Origin of the sequence: Rhodopseudomonas sp. BAL398, from assembly GCF_033001325.1 — a bacterium.
GTDB lineage: Bacteria > Pseudomonadota > Alphaproteobacteria > Rhizobiales > Xanthobacteraceae > JARJEH01.
This window is the reverse complement of sequence record NZ_CP133111.1, coordinates 1,732,421-1,752,825: the sequence shown is the minus strand read 5'-3', so window position 1 is coordinate 1,752,825 and position 20,405 is coordinate 1,732,421. Positions and strand designations below refer to the sequence as shown.

General features: G+C 66.0%; 23 protein-coding genes and 1 pseudogene. 2 read left to right on the top strand and 22 right to left on the bottom strand.

The genetic code is table 11. The features are described from left to right. Positions 1–3 precede the first annotated feature (3 nt). The 14 genes from RBJ75_RS08415 to RBJ75_RS08350 form a co-directional block, all read right to left on the bottom strand. The gene (locus tag RBJ75_RS08415) at positions 4–351 is read right to left on the bottom strand and encodes a DUF736 domain-containing protein (protein WP_044418110.1); all 348 of its coding nucleotides are present in this window, start codon (positions 349–351) and stop codon (positions 4–6) included. 46 nt (positions 352–397) lie between these two features. Further along, the gene (locus tag RBJ75_RS08410) at positions 398–943 is read right to left on the bottom strand and encodes a S26 family signal peptidase (RefSeq protein ID WP_044418112.1); all 546 of its coding nucleotides are present in this window, start codon (positions 941–943) and stop codon (positions 398–400) included. Continuing rightward, the gene (locus tag RBJ75_RS08405; RefSeq protein WP_044418114.1) at positions 940–1,461 is read right to left on the bottom strand and encodes a DUF2840 domain-containing protein; all 522 of its coding nucleotides are present in this window, start codon (positions 1,459–1,461) and stop codon (positions 940–942) included. The genes RBJ75_RS08410 and RBJ75_RS08405 overlap by 4 nt, the downstream gene beginning before the upstream one ends. Then, on the bottom strand, positions 1,458–1,712 hold the full coding sequence (locus RBJ75_RS08400) for a hypothetical protein (RefSeq protein ID WP_044418116.1): 255 nt from the start codon (positions 1,710–1,712) through the stop codon (positions 1,458–1,460). Before RBJ75_RS08400 ends, RBJ75_RS08405 begins: the two co-directional genes overlap by 4 nt. Next, on the bottom strand, positions 1,709–2,347 hold the full coding sequence (gene parA, locus RBJ75_RS08395) for a ParA family partition ATPase (RefSeq protein ID WP_044418118.1): 639 nt from the start codon (positions 2,345–2,347) through the stop codon (positions 1,709–1,711). The genes RBJ75_RS08400 and parA overlap by 4 nt, the downstream gene beginning before the upstream one ends. A 208-nt stretch (positions 2,348–2,555) precedes the next feature. Beyond that, positions 2,556–3,443, bottom strand: a complete 888-nt coding sequence (locus RBJ75_RS08390; protein WP_044414548.1) for a replication initiator protein A — start codon at positions 3,441–3,443, stop codon at positions 2,556–2,558. 11 nt (positions 3,444–3,454) lie between these two features. After that, entirely contained in the window at positions 3,455–3,736 is a 282-nt protein-coding gene (locus tag RBJ75_RS08385; RefSeq protein ID WP_044414549.1) for a helix-turn-helix transcriptional regulator, read from the bottom strand. Positions 3,737–3,862: 126 nt separating this feature from the next. After that, positions 3,863–4,312 carry a DUF2285 domain-containing protein gene (locus RBJ75_RS08380; protein ID WP_152647785.1) on the bottom strand — a complete coding sequence of 150 codons (450 nt, stop codon included), beginning with the start codon at positions 4,310–4,312 and terminating at the stop codon, positions 3,863–3,865. A 22-nt stretch (positions 4,313–4,334) separates the two neighbouring features. Next, a complete protein-coding gene (locus tag RBJ75_RS08375) occupies positions 4,335–4,625 on the bottom strand; it encodes a transcriptional regulator domain-containing protein (RefSeq protein ID WP_234707467.1) in 291 nt (96 codons plus the stop codon). Between the two features lie 118 nt (positions 4,626–4,743). Continuing rightward, positions 4,744–5,007: a DUF2285 domain-containing protein gene (locus RBJ75_RS08370; protein WP_080901132.1), complete on the bottom strand. Its 264-nt coding sequence runs from the start codon at positions 5,005–5,007 to the stop codon at positions 4,744–4,746. Between the two features lie 120 nt (positions 5,008–5,127). Beyond that, entirely contained in the window at positions 5,128–5,370 is a 243-nt protein-coding gene (locus RBJ75_RS08365) for a multiprotein-bridging factor 1 family protein (protein WP_276156547.1), read from the bottom strand. 273 nt (positions 5,371–5,643) lie between these two features. Further along, positions 5,644–5,970, bottom strand: coding sequence for a DUF736 domain-containing protein (locus RBJ75_RS08360; RefSeq protein WP_044414410.1), 327 nt, complete (start codon positions 5,968–5,970; stop codon positions 5,644–5,646). A 560-nt stretch (positions 5,971–6,530) separates the two neighbouring features. Then, positions 6,531–6,974 (bottom strand): hypothetical protein, encoded by a 444-nt coding sequence (locus RBJ75_RS08355; protein WP_044414411.1) that lies wholly within the window; start codon positions 6,972–6,974, stop codon positions 6,531–6,533. A 143-nt stretch (positions 6,975–7,117) separates the two neighbouring features. Next, positions 7,118–7,285 carry a hypothetical protein gene (locus RBJ75_RS08350; protein ID WP_167522629.1) on the bottom strand — a complete coding sequence of 56 codons (168 nt, stop codon included), beginning with the start codon at positions 7,283–7,285 and terminating at the stop codon, positions 7,118–7,120. 378 nt (positions 7,286–7,663) lie between these two features. On the opposite strand from RBJ75_RS08350, the gene RBJ75_RS08345 reads away from it, so the two are divergent. After that, the gene (locus RBJ75_RS08345) at positions 7,664–8,182 is read left to right on the top strand and encodes a flavin reductase family protein (protein WP_411194519.1); all 519 of its coding nucleotides are present in this window, start codon (positions 7,664–7,666) and stop codon (positions 8,180–8,182) included. Between the two features lie 9 nt (positions 8,183–8,191). Here the strand turns inward: RBJ75_RS08345 and RBJ75_RS08340 are convergent, their stop codons facing one another. The 4 genes from RBJ75_RS08340 to RBJ75_RS08325 form a co-directional block, all read right to left on the bottom strand. Next, the gene (locus RBJ75_RS08340) at positions 8,192–9,127 is read right to left on the bottom strand and encodes a DUF2493 domain-containing protein (protein ID WP_276156549.1); all 936 of its coding nucleotides are present in this window, start codon (positions 9,125–9,127) and stop codon (positions 8,192–8,194) included. Positions 9,128–9,441: 314 nt separating this feature from the next. Next, a complete protein-coding gene (locus RBJ75_RS08335) occupies positions 9,442–10,488 on the bottom strand; it encodes a toprim domain-containing protein (protein ID WP_276156550.1) in 1,047 nt (348 codons plus the stop codon). Further along, positions 10,488–14,834, bottom strand: coding sequence for a strawberry notch family protein (locus tag RBJ75_RS08330; protein ID WP_317528878.1), 4,347 nt, complete (start codon positions 14,832–14,834; stop codon positions 10,488–10,490). The genes RBJ75_RS08335 and RBJ75_RS08330 overlap by 1 nt, the downstream gene beginning before the upstream one ends. Before the next feature lie 153 nt (positions 14,835–14,987). After that, positions 14,988–15,425 carry an antirestriction protein gene (locus RBJ75_RS08325; RefSeq protein WP_044417141.1) on the bottom strand — a complete coding sequence of 146 codons (438 nt, stop codon included), beginning with the start codon at positions 15,423–15,425 and terminating at the stop codon, positions 14,988–14,990. 239 nt (positions 15,426–15,664) lie between these two features. Here RBJ75_RS08325 and RBJ75_RS08320 point away from each other — a divergent pair, with 239 nt between their 5' ends. Beyond that, positions 15,665–16,027, top strand: coding sequence for a hypothetical protein (locus RBJ75_RS08320; protein ID WP_234707523.1), 363 nt, complete (start codon positions 15,665–15,667; stop codon positions 16,025–16,027). Between the two features lie 2 nt (positions 16,028–16,029). Here RBJ75_RS08320 and RBJ75_RS08315 read toward each other — a convergent pair. From RBJ75_RS08315 to RBJ75_RS08300, 4 genes and pseudogenes are all read right to left on the bottom strand, one after another. Then, positions 16,030–16,261: pseudogene (locus tag RBJ75_RS08315) on the bottom strand (DUF6117 family protein). Next, the gene (locus RBJ75_RS08310) at positions 16,258–16,659 is read right to left on the bottom strand and encodes a hypothetical protein (RefSeq protein ID WP_044417139.1); all 402 of its coding nucleotides are present in this window, start codon (positions 16,657–16,659) and stop codon (positions 16,258–16,260) included. Before RBJ75_RS08310 ends, RBJ75_RS08315 begins: the two are co-directional and overlap by 4 nt. A 97-nt stretch (positions 16,660–16,756) precedes the next feature. Beyond that, positions 16,757–18,901 carry a ParB/RepB/Spo0J family partition protein gene (locus RBJ75_RS08305; protein WP_044417137.1) on the bottom strand — a complete coding sequence of 715 codons (2,145 nt, stop codon included), beginning with the start codon at positions 18,899–18,901 and terminating at the stop codon, positions 16,757–16,759. Positions 18,902–19,076: 175 nt separating this feature from the next. Next, the gene (locus tag RBJ75_RS08300; protein WP_276156706.1) at positions 19,077–20,270 is read right to left on the bottom strand and encodes a DUF932 domain-containing protein; all 1,194 of its coding nucleotides are present in this window, start codon (positions 20,268–20,270) and stop codon (positions 19,077–19,079) included. Between the last annotated feature and the right edge of the window lie 135 nt (positions 20,271–20,405).

Sequence of the window (20,405 nt, the reverse complement as noted above, 5' to 3'; positions counted from 1 at the left end):
CGCTCAGTCCCGCTCGCTGCGCTTGGGCGGGCGGTTCCAGTGCAGGCCCCAGGCGGCCTTGTCGTCGGCGGACTGGAAGAGATTGGCGCGGATCGGGTGAGCGAAGGTCGGGTCGTCGAGCTGTAGCGAGACGTAGTCGCCCGCCTTCTCGCCGGTGCGCTTCCAGCCAGCGCCGATCTCCGCGCCGGTCTCGTTGCTCATGGTGTCGAGCACATGGACGCGAAAGTCGGGCGCGTTCTCTGCATCGGACGGCTCGGCTGGAACGATGATGATGTCCTGGTGCAGCGACAGCGTCGTCAGGTGGCCGATGAAGCCATCGTTCTCGCGCATGAATTGACCGATAACGGACATTGGAGGTCTCCTTCAGAGTGCGGTGAAGAGGGGCATGGGAGCGCCGTCACCGCGTCGGCGCGCGCCAGACGAAGCGGCTATCGCCGTCCTCGTCGGTGTAGAGAGGGGTTGCCCGGCCGATCACGGCGGAGGCCGGAAGCGGTCCGAAATAGCGGCCGTCGAGGCTGCCACGGACCTGCCAGTTCATCAGGAACAGCTCGCCATCAGCGACGACGCGGCAGCCCTGCCAGACAGGCAATGGACGCCCGTTGCTGTCGCGGTCGAGCGCCTCACCGAGCTTTATGGCGTCGACGGTGATGTCATGACCGGCCCGGCAGACGCGCTGCCCTGGAAGCGCGGCGACGCGCTTCATCAACGGAACGCCGCGACCGATGTAGCCTCGCTCGACCATGAAGGATGCGAGCGGCTCGGGCGCGCGGATAGCGACCAGATCCGTGAGCTGCGGCGACGGGTCGGGATCGATGGTGTAGAGGCCAATCGGCGTGCTGGCGGAGGCGTTCCAGATGACCTTTGGCACGAAAGTGACGATGGAGATCACGCCCATGACAGACACCGCGCAGGTCGTGGCGATGGCGTAGCCGAGCCGGATCATGCGCCGATCGCCTGACGAAGCAGGAAGGCGCGGTGACGCCGCAGGGTGTAGACGCGCGGTGCTTCGCCGGCAGCGAGGCGGTTGTGGACGTGGCGCCAATGGTCAGGCGCGACGTCCACCGGATCGACGCCGCTCGCCTCGATGCCGTCGATGAGCTGGAGCACCCGCTCGACCTTCGGCCAGCTCTCGGCGCGTAGCAGCACCTCGCCGCCAGGCGTCACGGTCGGTACGGTCTGAAGGGGCTGGCCGGGAGCGCTAGCCCGCACGATGTCGAGCCGGGACAGCACGGTCCCGTGCTCGTTCGAGGCCCACCGCACGAGGCCAAAAACGGCGCCGGGAGGGAAGAAGAGGATACGGCGGCGGCGATCGAGGATCTGCTCGCGCACGTCGCGGCCGAAGCGGATCCAGTGCTCCGTCTGCTTCTCGATCCAGACCAGCTCGACCTGAGTGAGACCGTCGGTCGGCGGCTGGGCGGCAGCACGGCCGGCGCGTGTGGGCGCGGCGATAAGGCCGGTCATGATCCTTCTCCTGACGGCGGCGGGAATTCGCGCTCGAACAGCGCGCGCAGCATGTCGGCGACGGTCTGGCCGCGCTGAAAGGCGGCGATCTTGATACGGCCGCGCATGTCCGCGGTGACGTCGATCGTCAGCCGGGCCGAGAAACTATTGGCAGCCTGGCCAAGCGCGGCGTGGCGGTCGGGCGCCTTGATCCAGTCTTCGGGATCGGCGGGACGTGCCGCAAAGCTGCGCTTCGGGGACCGCTCGCTCATGCGCCGATCCTCGCGACTTCCGCCGCGAGCGCGGCGATCTCGCGTGCGCCAAGGCAATCCTCGTCCTGCTCGGCGGCGAGCCGGCCGGTCTGCAAGACATCGGCGAAGACGATGCGCTGGCCGATCGTGGTCGAAAGCAGGGGCGGGTCGTGATCCGCCAGCGTCTCGGCGGTCTCGCGGGCGAGCACGGTGCGGGCGGCGCAGCGGTTCAGCACGAACCGGGCGGCGAGCTGCGGGCGGTAGATGCGCGCTTCGCCGAGCAGGCCCAGCATCTCTGCGGAAGCCCAGCCGTCGAGCGGCGAAGGCTGCACCGGGATCAGGACAAGGTCGGCGGCGAGCAGCGCCGAGCGCATAAGCCCGGCGACGCGCGGCGGACCGTCGATGACGACATGGTCGGCGTCGCGGGCCAACTCCGGCGCCTCACGGTGGAGCGTATCGCGCGCCAGGCCGACGACACCGAACCGCCGCTCCAACCCCTCACGGCTTCGCTGCTGCGACCAGTCGAGCGCCGAGCCCTGGGGGTCGGCATCGATCAGCGTGACGCGCTTCCCACGGCGCGCCCATTCACCGGCGAGATGCAGGGCTAGCGTCGTCTTGCCGACGCCGCCCTTCTGGTTCAGCAACGCGACGATCATGACGGTCTCCCGGCGATCGGGGACTCGTCCACAGCGGCCGAAAAGTGCGGTCGCGTTAGAAGAATTACGTAGTAATTCTGGTTAGATAAGTTACGGGGCCTGCAAGTTGCTGATTCAGCAGGCAGATTCGGCGATTTCGGTCCCCGATAGCACGAGAGTCCGGTCCCCGATGGCACGATAGTGCCGGTCCCTGATAGCACGAGGTGTTTCACAGCTTATCCACAGGCTGGGGGTTGGCGCGACGACGACGGCGCGGCACGCCCAAGGCGTCCGGATCGGTCGGTGCGAAGGAGAGAATTTCGGGACCGCCGAGGCACTGCTCGATGGTCAGGCGGTAGCCGGGCAACGGCTGGCGACGGACAATGTCGCGCAGGTCGTAGGCAAAATGCTTGAGCGGTGAGAGGCTGCCGGACTTGGCGTGGAGATGCGGGAAGTCGAAGCTCCAGCCGAACTCCTGTTTGCCACCATGCTTGCGCACCAAGCGGTAGAGCCACCGCTCCAATCCGCCGGTCAGATCGAAATAGCTGCGGTCGATGGTGAGGACGAGGGCGTCGTCTAGGACCGCGCCGTAGAACCAGTCGGGGACGATCAGTTCGAGACCGAGCGGGCGGCCGCGATCGTCGGCGCGCTCTTTCCATTCGTTGATCCAGGAGAAGCGATGCAGGCGGCGTTCAGTCGGCTGGCGGATGGAGGTCGCGACGGTCGTGGACTGAAGCCGGTCGAGCGCGGCCTTCAGTCGGTCGTAATCGCGCAGCGAGACACCACGTCCGATGAAGTTGAGGATTTCATAGGGGGTGGTCGCCATCAGTCGCGATGGGCGCAGCCCGACGTCGCGCGCCTCAACGATCTGCGACGCGGCCCAAATCAGCACGTCGGCGTCCCAGATGGTCGCCATGCCGTGTTCGGGGACGGCCTCGACGCGAATTTTGACGGAGCCCGACTTGAAGTCGATCGGGGCCAGGCGTTTGGACTTGGCGAGCGAGAAGAAGGGATAGGCCATGAGATCCTGCGCATCGCGTGGCGCGAGATCGCCGGGCAACGCCCGGAACAGATCGAGCTGCGCGCGTTCGTCGCGATGGTGGTGGCGGGACGACATGGCCGGTCGTCTCAGCGCGGGAAGCGACCGCCAGCGGCCGGAGCGGCCGGCTGACGCTTGGCGGGCAGCACGGTGCCGGCGCGGGGGTCGGAGGTCGAGGTGACGAGGCCCCGGTCTGCCCAGGTCTGGAGATCCTCCACCGCGTAGACGACGCGGCCGCCCAGCTTTCGGTAGGTGGGGCCGGTTCCGTAGGTTCGGTGCTTTTCGAGCGTGCGCTCGGAGAGGCCGAGGAAGCGGGCGGCTTCCTGCGTCCTGAGATAGCGTTGCGGTAAATTGGCGGCTGTTTCGGCCATGATCGCGCCTCCGGGGTCTCGCGGTGGCCGCATCGGATGAGCGGCGGGTTGCGAGCACGGTGGCGGGAAGACGGCGTTCTGGGCAGGAACGAAGTTAAGGTCTTATCGCCGACCCCTTTGCGTCGATCAGCGAGCGCGGCGTGGACGACGCAGGAGCGTGCGGTATCCTCCGCGAACGAATGCCGTGCCATCTCGGACAAGGCGGTTCATGGCCACGCGAAAAGGGCTGTCCACCCATTTTGCGGCGTCATGCGTGTGATTTGGGAAGATCACTTCGGCGATCTCGCGATAGGTCGCCCCCATGCCGCGAGCGTCGACCACACGAAGCATCTGCCGAGCGCGCTGATGGCGCTGCAGTGTCAGCCGAGGGTCGCGCGGCACCCGTTTGCCGGCCATCGCCTTCCAGAAGCGCTCAAGCGTCGTTTTCCGATCTGGCGTCAGGTCATCGAAGATAACGTGGACTCCGAGTGGGCCCCGTGCATCTGGATCGACGAGCATGATGTCGTAGCGTTCGCCGCGCAGTTCGAGCCTGAGAAGATCAGCGCCATGCTGGAGCGTCGCGTGCAAACGCAGCATGTCGGCCGTGATGGAGCGTCCGTCAGGGAGTGGCCCATCGGCGAGGACGATTGCGCCGGGATCGACTTGTGGGGTCCAGAAGATCGGTTGAGACAGGGCGCTGGCGTGTGGATCGGCAGCGAAAATGCAACCCCCAGTGCCGCGCGAAGGCGGCGGCGGCTTCGGGTGAAATCTGTCCAGTGGCCACGAGCTGCGCGTATGAACTCCGGTATTCGGGGTTGCGACGCAGGAACTCCCAGGCAAGGTCGCTGGGCGTGAGCTGGTCTATGTAGTCATAGGCGGCCTCTGACCGCCAATCGCTATCTTCGGACATCCTCCGCAGCCTCCCGTTTGACTTGATGCAACGCGAGTTATGCAGAGGATACGATTCCAAGTTGAACACAGAGCGGGAAGAACTGAGTTGCATCAACGTGATGCTGGATTTGCTTCACTCAGTGTGCGCGGCGGCCGAGGAGCTGGCAGAAGCCGCTTTCAGTCATCCATTTCGCGCGGGCCAGGTGGCTGTTGTAGACTTCGGCGGCGCGATTAGGCTCGCCGTCGGGGTCGAGACCGAAGAGAACCCGCACAACCTCTCGCCAATCAGCGCCATCGGCGTCTGCATCGAGCAGGCGCACGTAGAGCTTGAGGTGGGCCTCGTCATAGGCGGTCAGCGAAGCGCCGCCCGGCGGTTTATCGAGAAAGTTGTCTTTGGTCACAGCGTCCCCCGGTGCAGAGATGTATCCATTCTGGTGGGGTTTGTTAACGCTGATTTTACCGCGTCCGAGGCGCAAGGTCCAAAGACGAGAGACCGTGCGATTGTCACGGCGCGTCGATACTCAGGCCTTGTCCTTACCATGGACCACCATCACTCCCACGCCTTGGTCGGAGTTCAGGAAGACGATCCCGCCACGCTCAAAAGCCCGTCGGACTTCATCGCGCGTGCTCTCATACACCTCGAGACGGTTTGTCGATTCGAGGCGCTTCAGAGCGGTTAGCGATACCCGGGCCTTGTCAGCGAGCGTCTCCTGTGTCCAACCCAGCAACGCGCGTGCGGCCCTCGATTGTCGGGCGGTGATCATGCATGATCACCTCCCACTCGGACCTACTCGCACGCCAGAACTACGACTATTATAGTCGTCCTTGGCGAGAGAAGGAAGCCAAACTACCTCTGTCGCCACAGACACTAGGGCCATTTCTAGAATTTCGGGCCCGACTGATTCGGTCGCATCGCACTGCACCGTTGGCGGCGTGGGGCTTCTCCTGCAGCCCAAGCCTGGTGCGAGTAAGAGTCCCGGCGGGTCGCAGCCACGGGCTAAGGCCCCGGCCTTTTGGCCGGGGCCTTTGTTCGGGCCTTAGTCTCCGCGCCGACCGTTGGGGCGGGACCAGATCAGCGAGAAGGTGTCCGCGTCCTCGTCGTCGAAGAGGTTGGCGTAGATCGGGGCGTTGAAGCTCGGATCGTCGAGCTTGAGGCCCAGATAATCGCGGCCCTCGTTGGAGCGCTTGGACCAGGCAGCACCGATCTCGGCGCGGCCGACGAGAACTCGGTGGCTGGGGGCGTTCTCGCCGTTGGCGCGCTGGTCGGGGACGATGCGCACGCCCTTGGCCTGGACGCTGAGGGTGACGATGTCGCCGGTGAACTCGTTCGAGCCGGTCTTCTTGAAGGTGCCGATGGTCGCCATGGTAAGTCTCCGTTTTCCGTTCCCGAGCCCGCACCATTGCGGCCTCGATGGCGATCGACAGGCCGGAGGCGATCGACGGCGCACCCCGAAGGGGCTGGACAGCTAAGGAGGGCTTTCTTGGTCCGCGCGGAATGACGGCGCAGCCGGCAGGGGAAGAAAGTTTGACGCGGCTGTTGCGTCATAGGCGATCGAGGCGCAGCCGACCTTCGGCCAGATCAGGCCATTGAAGAGGCCGTTTGGAGCGGTCGAGGCACGGTCAGACAACGGAGAAAATGGCGGCCCTCCCGCACCGGCAAAGCCGGCGCCACGGCAGGCTCTAGCAGCTTCGTCTCCTATCGACAGGGCATTGCTCCAGCATCTCCGTCCATCGCCACCGGGATAGCGTCTGCCTTCGGGGCACGAACGGGTGCGCTGCCGGTGTTGCCCCCGAGCGCTCCCACGCGGGTCGCTTTCCGGGACGGTCGTCGATTAGCACCAACCGCTTCATCCGCAACCCAGGAGGCGACGAGGACGTGCTTCGCCTGGTGCTGTTCTGTCCGCCGCAACGACGTCGACGAAGATCATGCTCGAGCGAGATCCCGGCTGGATGGGCCAGGGGTCGCCGCCATTCCAGCGACCCGCACGAAGGCGGTGATCCCGACCGCGGCGGCGCCGATGATCGAGAATGCTATCTGCCACCCCTCGGACGGCATCAGGTGCTTCACGATGCCATGGGTGGCATGGAAACCTGCGACCGCCGCCGGGGCGACGAAGGCGATCGCCACGAGGAGTTTCAGCCACATCGGGCGGACGAAGGCGATTAGAAGGTGCCCGATGGCGAGCGTCATCGCCGCCGCGAGCGCGCCGACGACGACAGCGCCGGCGATGCCGGCGCCGCTCTCGTTGGCCCAGGCGCCCGTCGTCACGCCGACAAAGGCGGGCAGAGCGAAGACGGCAAGCGTGAACACCAGCCAGCAGAGCAGGCCGACGGCGAAGAGGGATGCGAGTATGGCAAGGATGATCATGGCGGTGGTCTCCAATCGTTCATGGCTGACGATCGCGCCTCCACCACCACCACAGCGCGTTTCAAGTATAGCGAAAGAGAAGGCCGGACGGGAGCGGAAATCCTGCCGGACTTCCGCTTGCGGCCGTGACGCCGTGCCCGCGATCAGCGGGCGAAGGGATCGACCTCATGGACGATCGCGGCGAGTTCGCCGTCATATTCGCCAGCGGGCATGACGCCCATGCTGCCGTCGCCGGCCTGGAAGATGACAATCGAGACCATCAGGGTGGTGGCGAGGCTGAAGGCGAAGGCGTGAGCTTGATTGAGGGACATCTGACCGGCTCCTGTTTTGGAGGCGGGAGACCATCTCCCGCGCGACAGGCGCCCGATGTGTCCGGCCGATGGCCGCAATCACCGCGCAGGCAAAGCCGGAGCGGCGGCACGCTTTGCGTAGTCCGACCCTTTACGGGTTGATGGCATCAGGCCAGCGGCCGGACCAAAGATCAGCGCAATGGAAGCGGGAGGTGGTTTTCCGCCGTGACCGGGGCCACGATGGGATCTCCCGTTCAATGCTTTCGCGCCAAAGCATCGTCGCCATGCTGCCGGCCGTGATGCTGCCGACATGGGCGGGTATGGTCATGCTAAGCGCAACAGCCGACGAGGACGCCAGTGCCGAAGCTTCCCAAAAAAAGCGATTTCCCAGTGAGCCAGATGCGGCGTTATCTGGAGCCCGGCCCGATCGTGCTGGTGTCGTCGAAGTGGCAGGGCGCGACCAACATCATGACGCTCGGCTGGCACACGATCCTTGAATTCTCGCCGTCGCTTGTCGGACTGATGATCTCCGCAGGTAATCACAGCCACCGCATGATCCGCGAAAGCCGGGAATGCGTCATCAACCTACCGACGACGGCGCTGACCGATACTGTGGTCGGCATCGGCAACACGTCGGGGGCCGCCATCGACAAGTTCGCCAAATTCGATCTCTCGGTGGAAGAGGCTAGCGAGGTCAGTGCGCCGCTCATCGGCGAATGCCATGCCAGCTTCGAGTGCCGCCTTCACGACGATGCGCTGGTCGAGAAATACAATTTCTTCATCTTCGAGGTGGTGAAGGCGCATGTCGCCGCGTCGCCAAAACATCCCGAGACGTTGCATTATTCCGGCGAAGGCGTGTTCGTGGTGTCCGGCAAGATCATCAGTCGCAGGTCGTTGTTCCGACCTGAGATGCTGTGAAGGCAGCGCTTACGCGCCGCCTCCTTTCTGGCGAAAATCGTACAGCGGGATGCCGAGCTTCCTCGCCTTGTCGGCGAGGTTGTCCTGAATGCCCGTGCCGGGGAAGACGATGACCCCGATCGGCAGGACGTCAAGCATCTGATCGTTGCGCTTGAACGGTGCGGCCTTGGCGTGTTTCGTCCAGTCGGGAGCGAAGCCGACCTGCGGCACCTTGCGGGTGTCGGCCCATTTGGCCGCGATCTTCTCGGCGCCCTTCGGCGACTTGCCGTGCAGCAGCACCATGTCGGGGTGCTTGGCGTGGACCTGATCGAGTTTGGCCCAGATCAGGCGGTGATCGTTGAAATCGAGCCCGCCGGTGAAGGCGATCTTCGGACCGGCGGGTAGCAGCACCTGATTGTCGGCGCGCTTCTTGGCGGCGAGGAAGTCCCGGCTGTCAATCATCGCCGAGGTCAGGTTGCGGTGGTTGACCATCGATCCGCTGCGGGGACGCCAGTTCGATCCGGTGTGGCGCTCGTAGTGCTCGGCGGCCTGGTCGCGCATCAACTCGAAGGCGTTGCGGCGTTCGATCATGGTCTGGCCCTCGGCCGTCAGGCGTTCCAGCTCGACGGCCTTCACTTCGCTGCCGTCCTGTTCGCGCTGGCCGCGGCGTTGCGCCTGCTCATTGTCGTCCAGCTCGCGCTCGATCCGGTCGGTGGCGCGGTGGAAGACGTTGACGGTCGACCAGAGGAGATCGTCGAGGTCGGGCTCGAGGCGGGTGTCTTCCAGGGTGACGATCAGCGCGTCGAAGATGTCGGCGATGGCGCCGGCGACATGGTCGCCCTCCGGAAGTGGCCGGGGATCGGGTTCGTCCGTGAAGGGACGGTAGCCGTAAAGCTGGAGTTCGCTGAGGACATGGTCCGTGGGGGAAGAGGCGTGATGCGGTTCGTAGTCGTCGTGCTCGCTCATGGGATGCTCCGTCGGTTCGACCGCGACCCTCGCGGCCTTCATGGCGACGAAAGCCGGCGGGCGGGCCGGACCTGCATCCGCAGCGAAGCGGAGGGCCGGAGCACAGCGGAGGATGAAGAAGGCGGGCTATTTTGTTTCGCGATGGAAAGCGGCTCTCGGCCGCGCCGGAAAATAGTCCGCCGCAGACATTGCCGGGCCGGGCCGTTTGCTGGCCGATCGCCCTCTCGAAGGCCGGGGCGTGGTTCTCTCCGACCTGGGGATCATCCGAGCGATGCCGACGACGGCGCTCCCGCCGTCTGCATTCTCCTGTCGGCCTATGCCGCCAGCGCCATGAAGCGTGCGACGTCCTGCGGCGCGATCTGCACCCGTGCCGTTGCCCGGAGGCTGTCCAGGCCTGCCAGGCGGAGATCCTCGTTGAAGTCCCCCAGGCTCGGAGACACCACGACCGCCTCGATCCCGGCCGCGTTCGCCCGTTCGATCAACGTCGTCATCGCACCGTCGCCGGCCGGATCATTGTCGCGGGCGATATAGAGCCGGCGCAGCGTGTCGGGGAACAAGATGGCGGAGAGATGCGCCGCCGAGAGCGCCGCCGCCATCGGCATGTTGGGCAGCGCCATCCTGAGCGACAGCATCGTCTCGATCCCTTCGCCCGCCGCCATCACTTCGCCCGCCACACCGAAGCGAACGGCATGTCCGAGGAGGTCACCCATCGCCCGTCTCGGGGTGTCAATCGGGGCCTTGTCCGAACCGTCAGGTGCGAGCCAGGTGCGGTGCGCGCCGGTCTGATGTCCGGCGAGATCGGTGACCGATGCGATCATCGCCGGCCAGGTCTCGGTCGGGGAATACTCGTCGGGCCGATAATAGCACCTGGGATGAAAACGCAGGCTTCCGGTTCCGTGCAAAGCCGTAATCGCACGGTTCCGTAGATACGTTTCCACGACAGTGCCCAAAATCGGCTGCGACATCCCGACGAGCCGCCGCGCTGCTTCCGGCGATCCGATCGGCGCTGGTGCTTTGCGTTCGCCATCATGCCGGCGGTCCGGCTCGGGATGCGGCATCGACAGGAAGGCGCGCGCCTCATCGGCGACGTCCTTGAAGTCGACCAGGCCGCAGCTTTCGCGGATGACGTCGAGGAGATCGCCATGCTCGCCGGTGGCGGCGTCGGTCCATTTGCCGGCCGCGCCCTTGCCGGTCTCGCCGCCCTTCAGCCGCACGAACATCGAGCGGCCGGGGGTGTTGCGGACATCGCCGACCAGCCAATAGCTCCCCTCGCGATGGCCGGTGGAGAGATAGTGGCGGCACACCGCCTCGGCCTGTCGGCCGAGACGGATCGCCAGTTCGGAAGCGTCCTGCCGTGCCATCACGCCGCCTCCCGCACGCCGATGCGCTCGACCGGGTGGCGCTCCATCACCTTCGCGAGGATCGCAGTGCCGGTCTCATCGGTCGGCACGAACATCCGCAGCTTCCACGAGATGATCTCGTGGAAGAGGCCATAGGCCCGCAGGCGATCCCGCATGGGGTCGGTGAAGCCCGACAGCTCGATGCGGTTGGCGCCCATGACCCGGACGCGGCGAAGCTGAAGACCATCGGTCAGATCGAGGATGGTCTTGCCGTCCATCAGCGCCATGAAGGCGTGGTCGGGCGTCAGGGTCGACGTGCCGGTGGCGAGCGCGCCGGCCACCCATGCGGGGGAGACGCGGCGGCCGACGATGCGCTCGCCGTCGTCTGTCTGGAGACGATAAACCCGAGTCGATTCGTTCGGAAGCCGCTTCCAGATCGGCAGCAATAGCCCGCTGACGACATGGATGGTGCTATCGGCATACTCTGGCACCTCGGTGGCCTCGGCATCCCAGGCCGTTTCGAAGGCGATCCGCTCGGCCTCCACCCAATGGGTCTCGCCCATCATCTTGATGGGGATATTGTGCGCCTCCATCGGCCGGATCAGCCGCACGCGTCGTTCGATCTCGCCATCGTCCAGCATGATGCTGGTGGTCGGGACCTGCACAGCGGCGCGTCGGGAGCGCTCGTTGATCAGCAGCCTCGCGCCCGGGTCATCGAGATGGTCGAACGCCTCGGCCAGCGTCACGGGACGGTTGCGCTGGCGCTGGGTGATGGTCAGCAGCCGAGCCTCGGCGCCGGTGCCGGGATGAACGTGGATCGTCCGGCGATCGGTGACGACGAAGCTCTCGGCCTGCAGTGTCTCCAGTCCGACGTCGTAGCTGCCGGAAGCGATGGCGCCTTCGATCTTGGCGTTCAGCAGCCGCTCGAACGCGGTGAACAGGACACCCTGAAGCTCGATGGTCAGCGCCAGCAACCTGTTGAGGAACGTCGTGATGGGCGGCAACTCATCCTTGATGCCGGTGGAATCCATTAGCGAGAGGCCCGTGGCATCCTCGAACATCTGGAGTGAGCAGCCGTCGACCTTGCCGCGCACCAGCAGCAGGTAGAGCTGCCGCAGGGCGTCGCGGGCGTAGTGGCTCTCCAGATTGTCCTCGGGCCGGAACAGGCCTTGACCGCCCGTCTGGCGCTGGCCGCGCGTGATCGCGCCCAGCGTGTCGAGGCGGCGAGCGATGGTCGAGAGAAAGCGCTTTTCCGCCTTCACGTCCGTCGAGATCGGCCGGAACAGCGGTGGCTGCGCCTGGTTGGTCCGGTTGGTGCGGCCCAGGCCCTGAATGGCGGCGTCGGCCTTCCAGCCCGGCTCCAGCAGATAGTGGACGCGCAGCCGCTGGTTCCGCGCCGACAGATCGGCGTGGTAGCTGCGCCCGGTGCCGCCGGCGTCGGAGAAGATCAGAATGCGTTTCTGATCATCCATGAACGCCTGCGTCTCGGCCAGATTGGCCGACCCGGCACGGCTTTCGACGGCGAGGCGATCGATACCGCCGGGGCTGGTCATGGAGTCGGCACCCGACTTGCGGACGATGCGGCGCGAACGCCCGGTCACCTCCGCCACGACATCGGTGCCGAAGCGCTGGACGATCTGGTCGAGCGCGCCGGGGACGGGTGGCAGCGAAGCGAGCCTCTCGATCAGGCGGTCACGACGGGCAACGGCGTCGCGGCTTTCGACCGGCTGGCCGTCGCGAAACACCGGCCGCGACGACAGGTTGCCCTCGCTGTCGGTGAACGGCTCGTATAGCTGCACCGGGAAGGAATGGGCGAGGTAATCCAGGACATACTCGCGCGGGGTGATGTCCACCCGGACGTCATTCCATTCCTCGGTGGGGATCTCCGCGAGACGGCGCTCCATCAGGGCTTCGCCGGTCGACACGATCTGGATCACGGCGGCATGGCCGTCGACCAGGTCCTGCTCGATCGAGCGGATCAGGGTCGGCGTCTTCATCGAGGTCAGCAGATGGCCGAAGAACCGCTGCTTGGCGGATTCGAAGGCCGAGCGGGCGGCGGACTTGGCCTGGCGGTTCAACGTGCCGCCGTCGCCGGTGATGTTGGCGGCCTGCATCGCCGCGTCGAGATTGTTATGGATGACGGCGAAGGCCCCGGCATAGGCGTCGTAGATGCCGGTCTGCTCGGGGGTGAGCTGGTGCTCGACCAGTTCGTATTCGACGCCGTCATAGGACAGTGAGCGGGCCGTGTAGAGGCCGAGCGAGCGCAGGTCGCGGGCGAGCACCTCCATCGCCGCGACGCCGCCGTCCTCGATCGCCTCGACGAATTCGGCGCGGGTCGAGAACGGGAAGTCCTCGCCGCCCCAGAGACCGAGGCGCTGGGCATAGGCGAGATTGTGGACGGTGGTCGCCCCGGTCGCCGAGACATAGACGACGCGCGCATTCGGCAGGGCGTGCTGAAGCCGAAGACCTGCGCGACCCTGTTGCGAGGCGGCGACATCGCCGCGTTCTCCCTTGCCGCCAGCGGCGTTCTGCATGGCATGGCTCTCGTCGAAAATGATCACTCCATCGAAGTCGGAGCCCAACCATTCGACGATCTGCTTGACGCGGGAAAGCTTCTCGCCCCGGTCGTCGGACCGTAGCGTGGCATAGGTGGTGAATAGGACGGCTTCCGAAAGCGTGATGTCCTTGCCCTGCGGGAAACGCGACAGCGGCGTGACCAGCAGCCGCTCCATGCCGAGGGCCGACCAGTCGCGCTGGGCGTCCTCCAGCAGCTTGTCGGATTTGGAGATCCACACCGCCTTGCGACGGCCCTGCATCCAGTTGTCGAGGATGATGCCGGCCGATTGGCGACCTTTGCCTGCGCCGGTGCCGTCGCCGAGCATGAAGCCCCGGCGGAAGCGCACGGCGTTCGGCGCATCGTCGGGCGCGGCCGAGACGACGTCGAAGGTTTCGTCGAGCGTCCATGAACCGGCGAGGAAGTCGGAGTGCGCCTCGCCGGCGTAGATGACGGTTTCGAGCTGAGCGTCGGAGAGCAGTCCATCGGTGACGATGTTGGCGGGCAGCCGGGGCCGGTAGCTCGGCCTGGGCGGCGCGACCGAGGCCATCGCGACCGATTGGACCAATTTGGTGGGATGGGCCTGCGCACCGGGAATACGGATCGCCTGCAATCCGTATTCTTCATAGATCGCGTCGGTGATCCGGCCGTCTTCGGCGGGCGTCCAGTCCACGATCTCATAGGAGAGTTCGACGCCTTCGGGCTCGATGGACGCGGGGGTGGCCGGACGTGCAGCGGCGGTGCGCGCAAGGTATCCGCGAACGGTGCGGGGCTTCGCGGTAGACTCCGAGGTTGCCACTGACGGGAGGGTGGCGGTCGGACGCGGCGGAACCTGCGTCTCGATCCAGCCGAGCAGCGTGTCGACATCCGGCGCGATGCCGGGCGAAGGGGGAAACGCCGAACGATCGTCGGCCGGCAGCTTGTCGATGACCGTCAGCCGCGTGTCGATGGTCGTGCCGTGCTTGGCATAGACCGAGCGGTCCACGGCCGCGGTGAAGACGACGCGGCCACGCTCCTGAAGCCGGACGAAGGCCGCTGCCCAAGCCGGGTGGTCGGGGCTGAAGTTGGCGCCGGTGATCGCCACCAGCCGCCCGCCATCGGCAAGCCGGGCCAGTGCTGAAGCGACATGGCGATAGGCGGCGTCGGCCACGCGGCCGGAGACGTTTGCCATGGCGGAGAATGGCGGGTTCATCAGCACGACTGAGGGGGTGGCGCCCGGCGCCAGATGATCGTCGATCTGGGCCGCGTCGAAGCGCGTGACGGCAACGGCCGGAAACAGCGCAGCGAGCAGATCGGCGCGGGTCTCGGCCAGCTCGTTGAGGAGGAGCGTTCCGCCTGATATCTCCGCCAGTATGGCGAGCAGGCCGGTGCCAGCCGACGGCTCCAGCACGATGTCGCCAGTAGCAATGGCGGCGGCGGCCACTGCGGCGAGACCGAGCGGCGCCGGCGTCGAGAACTGCTGGAGCGCCTGCGATTCTTCCGAGCGTCGCGTATGCGTCGGCAGGAGCCCGGCGATCTTGGTGATGGCGGAAAGTGGTGCAGCCGGAGATGTGGCCTTACGGAAAAGCGCCTTTCCGTATTTGCGCAGGAAGAGGACTGTCGCGACCTCGCATGCCTCATAGGCCGCCTTCCAGTCCCAGGCGCCGCTGGTGTCGGATGCGCCGAAAGCCGCTTCCATGGCTGCACGGAGGATCGCTGCATCGATGCGCTGGCCGCGTTCGAGATGATCGAGAAGCTGTAGCGCCACGGCGAGGATCGGGGGCGCACGGGTGACGGGCGCGGCCGGGAGGGCCACGGGAGACAGAATGTTCATGGGAAGAACCTCGGGAGAGCGGAAGGGACAAGCCCGGCGGCGCTCTCTCTCGACCGCCCGAACTCGACCCGTCCCGGCCGTCCTCTTCCTCTGATCCGCCGACATAAAAAAACGCCCGACCCTGAGGCCGGGCGCTGAGGGTGACAGCCGATTTCAGTCGATCGCCTGGAAGATCTCGGCGGATTCCGGATGGTCTGCGGCGTAGTCGTAAAGGCGGCCATATCCTTCCGACATCGCATCGACCGGATACTTGAAGGAGAGATGGGAGAAGGCGAAAAGCGTCGCGATGATGCCGGCGGCGTCGGCCGACACCTCGCCCTCATAGCCGTTGGTGTCGCAGACGATCTGAAAGCGGGGCTTCGAGGTCGGCGCGAGGTATAGCGGCCTGCCGTCGCGCTCATAGAAGTCCCAGAGACCGCCACGATAGTCGAGCGGGCTCAGGCGCTCCATCAGGTGATAGACGGTCATCTCCGCCACGAGGACATGCTGGCGGCCGAAGAGCAGCGGCAGGAAATCCATCCGGCGCGCCTCCGGTACGAGGGCGACCGCGCGCGCCGAGGAATCGTCAGTGCTGGTGTTGGTGTCGGGCATGGGGGTTCTCCGGAGAGCGGATCGGGACGAACCGGTGGCGCTCTCTCTCGACTGGACCGGCTCGAACCCGTCCCGGCCGTCCTCTCGCTCTGGCGCGCGGCATGACCGTCTGATCGCGCAGCCTTCCGAGGTGGGATGCGCGGCGCTACACTCCTTCATCCAACACATGGCGGACGGCGACCCGGGCGATCGGGGACGCATGTCCGCCCGACCGAGCGAGGCCCCGAAGGGAGACGGTGATGAAGGGAAGTGTGATCGGCATGGTGGCCGCAGGCTGCCTCGTTGTGGGCTTTGGGGCGGGGTTCGCGCTCCGCCCGGTGATGGCGCCCGGCGGCGGCGCATCGGCGGCCGCAGTTGCGGGCGTCGCGCAGCCAACAGAAGAGGAGGCCATCGCAGCCGTCCGCCGCCATCGCCTCTTCACGGGTACGTCGCTGGCCAATGCGACGCTGAAGCTGGGTGATTGTTCGCCGGGTGGTGTCGGGCCTGGCGTGACGTGCATGACGCAGCTCACGATGGACACCACCAGTGCGAACGCCACGCCCCAGAACCGGCCGGTCGGCTTTGCCCGCGTCAACGGTCAGTGGGAAGTGGCCGTCTGGTAGGATCATGCGGCCATCTCGCCGCTAGTATTGGGCGGAAGGTAAGCGTCATAGGGATTACCGTCCGCCAGATGACCGAACGGCGTGAACATATATTCGCCACCGTCACGGCCGACCGCGCAGATGACATAGCGCGGTTCGCCGGTTGCGGCGTCTCTGCATTCCATCAATGCCAGGTCGCCGCTTTCCGCGGCGCGCAGCATGGTCTGGAAGTTGGCGCGCGTGATCAGGAATCATCGCGCACCTCCCTCAGCGAGCCAACGGCTGGTGCTCATCCATTCGATCGTGCGGCCTGTGCCGAGATCGAGCAGATGGGCGCCGCCGGAGAAGCCGTCGACGACAGGGTCCGAGGCGATGCCGGCCCACTGAAACCCCCAGGTGCCCGTGAGCGCGAAGGTTTCGGCGCAGCGGCCGACGAAGGTGATCAGCAACTGCGGATCGGCGGTCCCGGGGTCGCGAAGCCAAAGGCGCGTCGCGCCATGCTCGGGCCTCAGCGAGAGCAGGAACGGCTCGGCGGGCGGGTCCTCGCGAGCGTTCTCGGCCATCAGCGCGGTGTAGATGTCGAAGGCCCGCCCGACATTGGCCACCGAGCCGACGTCGAGCAGGCAGGAAAAGCGGGTGAGAAAATCGGGCATGTCGGGCTCCTGAAACGAAAAGAACCCGGCGCCGGGCCGGGCTCTGAGTGGATGGGATTGGAAGTTGCGGAGCGGCCGAAGCCGCCCCGCGAGCGGCTCATTCGGCGGCGACGAGGCGACGTTCGTCGTCCTCGCTATCGGCCGGCGGTTCCGAGTCATCGTCGGTGCTGAGAAAGTCAGGCAATTCGGCCCCCTCGGCTTCTTCGCCTCCGTCCGCGTCCGATGCCGGATCGCCGTCAACGTCGGCAAGCCGAAGCGGCTCGGGCAACCAGCCACTATCGGCCAGGAGACGCTCGGCCTCCTTGGCCATGTCGCCCTTCTTCAGATGACCGATAAGCTCGGCAGCCCGTTCGCCGGCGCCTTCGCGGACGGCTTCGAGGATGCGCGGCTTGGTGACACGGTTGAGGTAGTTGCCGAAGGTCGGGCGCCAGCCGGCTTCGACGATGTCGAGCCCGGTCGCCCGCGTCAGCCGGTCGGCCTGCGCAAGCCTCATGTCGAGCGTGTGCTGCGACACGCCGCCCGCGCTGTGCGGATTCGGCCGCTCATAGAGCGCGTTCACGCCATAGCTGACGCAGTGTGCCAGCAGAGCCATACGGCTGGCATCGTCGAGACCGGCGACCCAATCCCAAAGGGCGTCGTCGTCCTTCGGGATGTCGCTCGCCCAGGCGTAGTGACGCTCCTGCACGGCCCGCGCGGAAGGGCTGTCCTTCAGCGCCTCGTCCTGAACGGGGAAGAAGATGTGCTTCACCCCCGCCTCCATCGCGCCCGTGTACATGCGGGTCATGAAGTTGTCCGAGACCAGCTTGTGGAGAAGCGCCGTCATGGCGATGTGTGGGTTGTTCGCCACGGCATTGCGCAGCGCGAGGGTGCGGTAGGCGGTCAGCTCGATGACGAGGCGTTCGGGCAGCGGCTTGATGCCGTCGTCCTCATCGTCCTCATCGGACTCGGCAGGCTGGCCGCCGATGGTGATGACGGCGCGTTGCACCGACGGGCGACCGGCGTCGACGGATTCCGTGTCCGTCTCCGATCCTTCCTCGCCATCGGTCCGGACCTGAGGCACATCCTCGGGCCGAACGAAGCCGCGATCGACCGAAAGCGATCCGTCGGCGTCGATGCTGACGAAGACGCCGGCGATGGCGATGTCGGCCGGGTCGAAGTGCTCGGGGCGATCGTCGAACGCGGCCAGAGCCGTCTCGATCTCGCCCATACGCTCGTCGATCTCATCGGGCAGTTCGTCGGCGTCCTGATATTCGGCTTCGAGCCTGGCCTGCTCGGCGGTGAGCGCCTCGATGGTCGCCTGTTCCTCGGCCGACAGATCGATCGGCGCGCCGGAGACCTCGTGAAGACCGCGCACGGCATCGTAGGGGAAGCTGCCCGCGACCTCGATCCACTTCCAGCCTTCGTCGGCGATCGCCTCGGCCGCGGCCTTCAGCTTCTCCGCGACGAGGCGATCGAGAAGCCCGACGTCCTGCAGCCAGCCGCCATCGTCGGCCTGGAACAGGTCACGCATGACGATGCCGCCTGCCGCCTCATAGGTGTCGATGCCGAGGAAGACGGCGCGCTTGTCAGAGGCGCGCACCGTGGTCTCGGTCAACATGCGCCGGATCTGATAGGGCTCCTTCGACCAGGCATCCTTGATCGCGTCCCAGACCTGGGTCTGACGTTCGTGATCTTCGGAGACGGTGAAGGCCATGAGCTGCTCCAGCGTCATGCCGTCGTCGGCATAGACGTCGTGCAGCGCGGGCGACACGGCTGCGAGGCGCAGCCGCTGCTTGACCACGTTGATGGGCACGAAGAAAGCCGCGGCGATCTCCTCCTCGGTCATGCCCTTGGTCAGCATGTCGTGGAAGGCGCGGAACTGATCGAGCGGATGGAGCGGCGCGCGCTCGATGTTCTCGGCGAGCGACACCTCTTCGGGGAGGATGGCGCCGTCGCGATCGCGCACCACGCACGGGACTGGAGCGACCTTGGCAAGACGCTTCTGCTTCACCAGCAGTTCGAGCGCGCGGAAGCGGCGGCCGCCGGCGGGCACCTCGAACATGCCGGTCTCGACGCCTTCGGCATCAACGACCGGGAAGACACTGAGGCTCTGGATCAGGCCGCGCCGGGCGATCGAGGCCGCCAGGTCCTCGATCGAGACGCCGGCCTTCACGCGCCGGACGTTGGACTGGCTGAGCACCAGCTTGTTAAAGGGGATGTCGCGCGAGGACGACAGGATGATCTTCTGAACGGCAGTAGCCATCGGGATTTACTCCGCGACGGGCGGCCGAGAGACTCTCTCTCAACCTCCAACCCGTCACGAAGCGAAGCGCCGCCCTCTTCCTCTAAAGGGGGCAGCGCCACGAACCGGCAAACCTGAAAGGCACGGAAGCGCAAAGCCGGAGACACGGAAAACCGCATCCCCGGCTTCGCGGAAATCAGGCAGCTCGATCGAGCAACTTCTTGGCCTTGCCCTCCATGTCGAGACGGGCGTCCTGATGAGGCTTTTCGCGCGCGACGGCGGTGATGCCCTGCACGAAATCGAAGATGGACTCCGGCGGCCGGCCTTCCTCGGCGAGCACCCTGTCGATGATCTTGCCGGTCTCGGCCTTGGAGAAGCCGCGGCGACGCAGGAAGTCGGTGCGGTCCTCGTCGGTTCTGGCGACGATCCGCTCGCGGGCGGCCTTGATGCCGTTGACGAATGGTAGGGGCGAGGAGTTCGCGAAGTTCAGCAGCGCCGGGGCCGCCTCGTGCGCGAAGCGATTGGCCGCATATTTGGAGTGGCGGATGGTGATCTCCTCGAAATCCTCCACGCCCCAGAGATTTCGATTCTGGCAAACCGCGCGCAGATAGAAGCTCGCCATGCCGAGCGTCTTGGCGCCGACCTCGGAGTTCCAGCAGTAGAAGCCCCGGAAGTAGAGATCCGGCGAACCGTCCGGCAGACGCCCGGCCTCGATCGGGTTCAGGTCGTCGACCAGGAACAGGAAGACGTCGCGATCGGAGGCGTAGAGCGTCGTGGTGTCCTTGGTGATGTCGACGCACGGATTATAGATCCCGGTCGACCAATCGAGCACACCCGGAACCTTCCAGCGGGTGTCGCCCGTGCCATTGCCGGCGATGCGCTGGACCGCTTCGACCAGTTCATGGTCGAAGATGCGGCCATAATCGGGGCCGGTGACGGCGCGAAGCTCGACGCGGCCGTTGTCGGTTTCGAGCGTCTTGATCTGCTCCGCCCGATTGGAGGTGAGGCCATATTGCAGGTTGATGCCAGCGAGTGCGGCCGGGAGCTGCCGCAAATAGGCCGCTGGTGCGCCGACCAGACTGGCGAGCTGGCCGAAGGACCAATGTGTCGGCGCGATGGGAGTGTCGGTGCCCGGGAGGATCAGCGCCAGCCGTTCCGGATCGTTGCGGTTCGCCTCTACATGGACGAGTGCGCTCTCTACGACGCGCGTCCGGCTGCGTTCGGCGCGGTCGCTAACCGCACGGCCCAACTCGGTCAGGGACAGGTAGCGCTCATCGGCGGGGCGAGAAAACCATTCCGACGAGACGCGGCCGATCCGCTCCCCCCGGCTCACATCGACCTTGTAGCCGCCGTTCGAGTCACGGCGGGCGTCGAGAACCTGCATGTTCATGGGACCAATCTCCATGACGGGCGCCGGAGACCTCTTCTCCAACCTTCAACCCGTCACGGAAAACAGTCCGCTCTCTCACTCTCAGGGCGTTGCGGGGTTTCCCCGCAGAAGGGGTCGGCCGAGACCGAAGGCTCG

Coding starts and splice junctions, on each gene's coding strand:
- RBJ75_RS08415 (WP_044418110.1), bottom strand. CDS start 351: ATGTCCGTTATCGGTCAATTCATGCGCGAGAACGATGGCTTCATCGGC.
- RBJ75_RS08410 (WP_044418112.1), bottom strand. CDS start 943: ATGATCCGGCTCGGCTACGCCATCGCCACGACCTGCGCGGTGTCTGTC.
- RBJ75_RS08405 (WP_044418114.1), bottom strand. CDS start 1,461: ATGACCGGCCTTATCGCCGCGCCCACACGCGCCGGCCGTGCTGCCGCC.
- RBJ75_RS08400 (WP_044418116.1), bottom strand. CDS start 1,712: ATGAGCGAGCGGTCCCCGAAGCGCAGCTTTGCGGCACGTCCCGCCGAT.
- parA (WP_044418118.1), bottom strand. CDS start 2,347: ATGATCGTCGCGTTGCTGAACCAGAAGGGCGGCGTCGGCAAGACGACG.
- RBJ75_RS08390 (WP_044414548.1), bottom strand. CDS start 3,443: ATGTCGTCCCGCCACCACCATCGCGACGAACGCGCGCAGCTCGATCTG.
- RBJ75_RS08385 (WP_044414549.1), bottom strand. CDS start 3,736: ATGGCCGAAACAGCCGCCAATTTACCGCAACGCTATCTCAGGACGCAG.
- RBJ75_RS08380 (WP_152647785.1), bottom strand. CDS start 4,312: ATGCTGCGTTTGCACGCGACGCTCCAGCATGGCGCTGATCTTCTCAGG.
- RBJ75_RS08375 (WP_234707467.1), bottom strand. CDS start 4,625: ATGTCCGAAGATAGCGATTGGCGGTCAGAGGCCGCCTATGACTACATA.
- RBJ75_RS08365 (WP_276156547.1), bottom strand. CDS start 5,370: ATGATCACCGCCCGACAATCGAGGGCCGCACGCGCGTTGCTGGGTTGG.
- RBJ75_RS08360 (WP_044414410.1), bottom strand. CDS start 5,970: ATGGCGACCATCGGCACCTTCAAGAAGACCGGCTCGAACGAGTTCACC.
- RBJ75_RS08355 (WP_044414411.1), bottom strand. CDS start 6,974: ATGATCATCCTTGCCATACTCGCATCCCTCTTCGCCGTCGGCCTGCTC.
- RBJ75_RS08350 (WP_167522629.1), bottom strand. CDS start 7,285: ATGTCCCTCAATCAAGCTCACGCCTTCGCCTTCAGCCTCGCCACCACC.
- RBJ75_RS08345 (WP_411194519.1), top strand. CDS start 7,664: ATGCGGCGTTATCTGGAGCCCGGCCCGATCGTGCTGGTGTCGTCGAAG.
- RBJ75_RS08340 (WP_276156549.1), bottom strand. CDS start 9,127: ATGAGCGAGCACGACGACTACGAACCGCATCACGCCTCTTCCCCCACG.
- RBJ75_RS08335 (WP_276156550.1), bottom strand. CDS start 10,488: ATGGCACGGCAGGACGCTTCCGAACTGGCGATCCGTCTCGGCCGACAG.
- RBJ75_RS08330 (WP_317528878.1), bottom strand. CDS start 14,834: ATGAACATTCTGTCTCCCGTGGCCCTCCCGGCCGCGCCCGTCACCCGT.
- RBJ75_RS08325 (WP_044417141.1), bottom strand. CDS start 15,425: ATGCCCGACACCAACACCAGCACTGACGATTCCTCGGCGCGCGCGGTC.
- RBJ75_RS08320 (WP_234707523.1), top strand. CDS start 15,665: ATGAAGGGAAGTGTGATCGGCATGGTGGCCGCAGGCTGCCTCGTTGTG.
- RBJ75_RS08310 (WP_044417139.1), bottom strand. CDS start 16,659: ATGCCCGATTTTCTCACCCGCTTTTCCTGCCTGCTCGACGTCGGCTCG.
- RBJ75_RS08305 (WP_044417137.1), bottom strand. CDS start 18,901: ATGGCTACTGCCGTTCAGAAGATCATCCTGTCGTCCTCGCGCGACATC.
- RBJ75_RS08300 (WP_276156706.1), bottom strand. CDS start 20,270: ATGAACATGCAGGTTCTCGACGCCCGCCGTGACTCGAACGGCGGCTAC.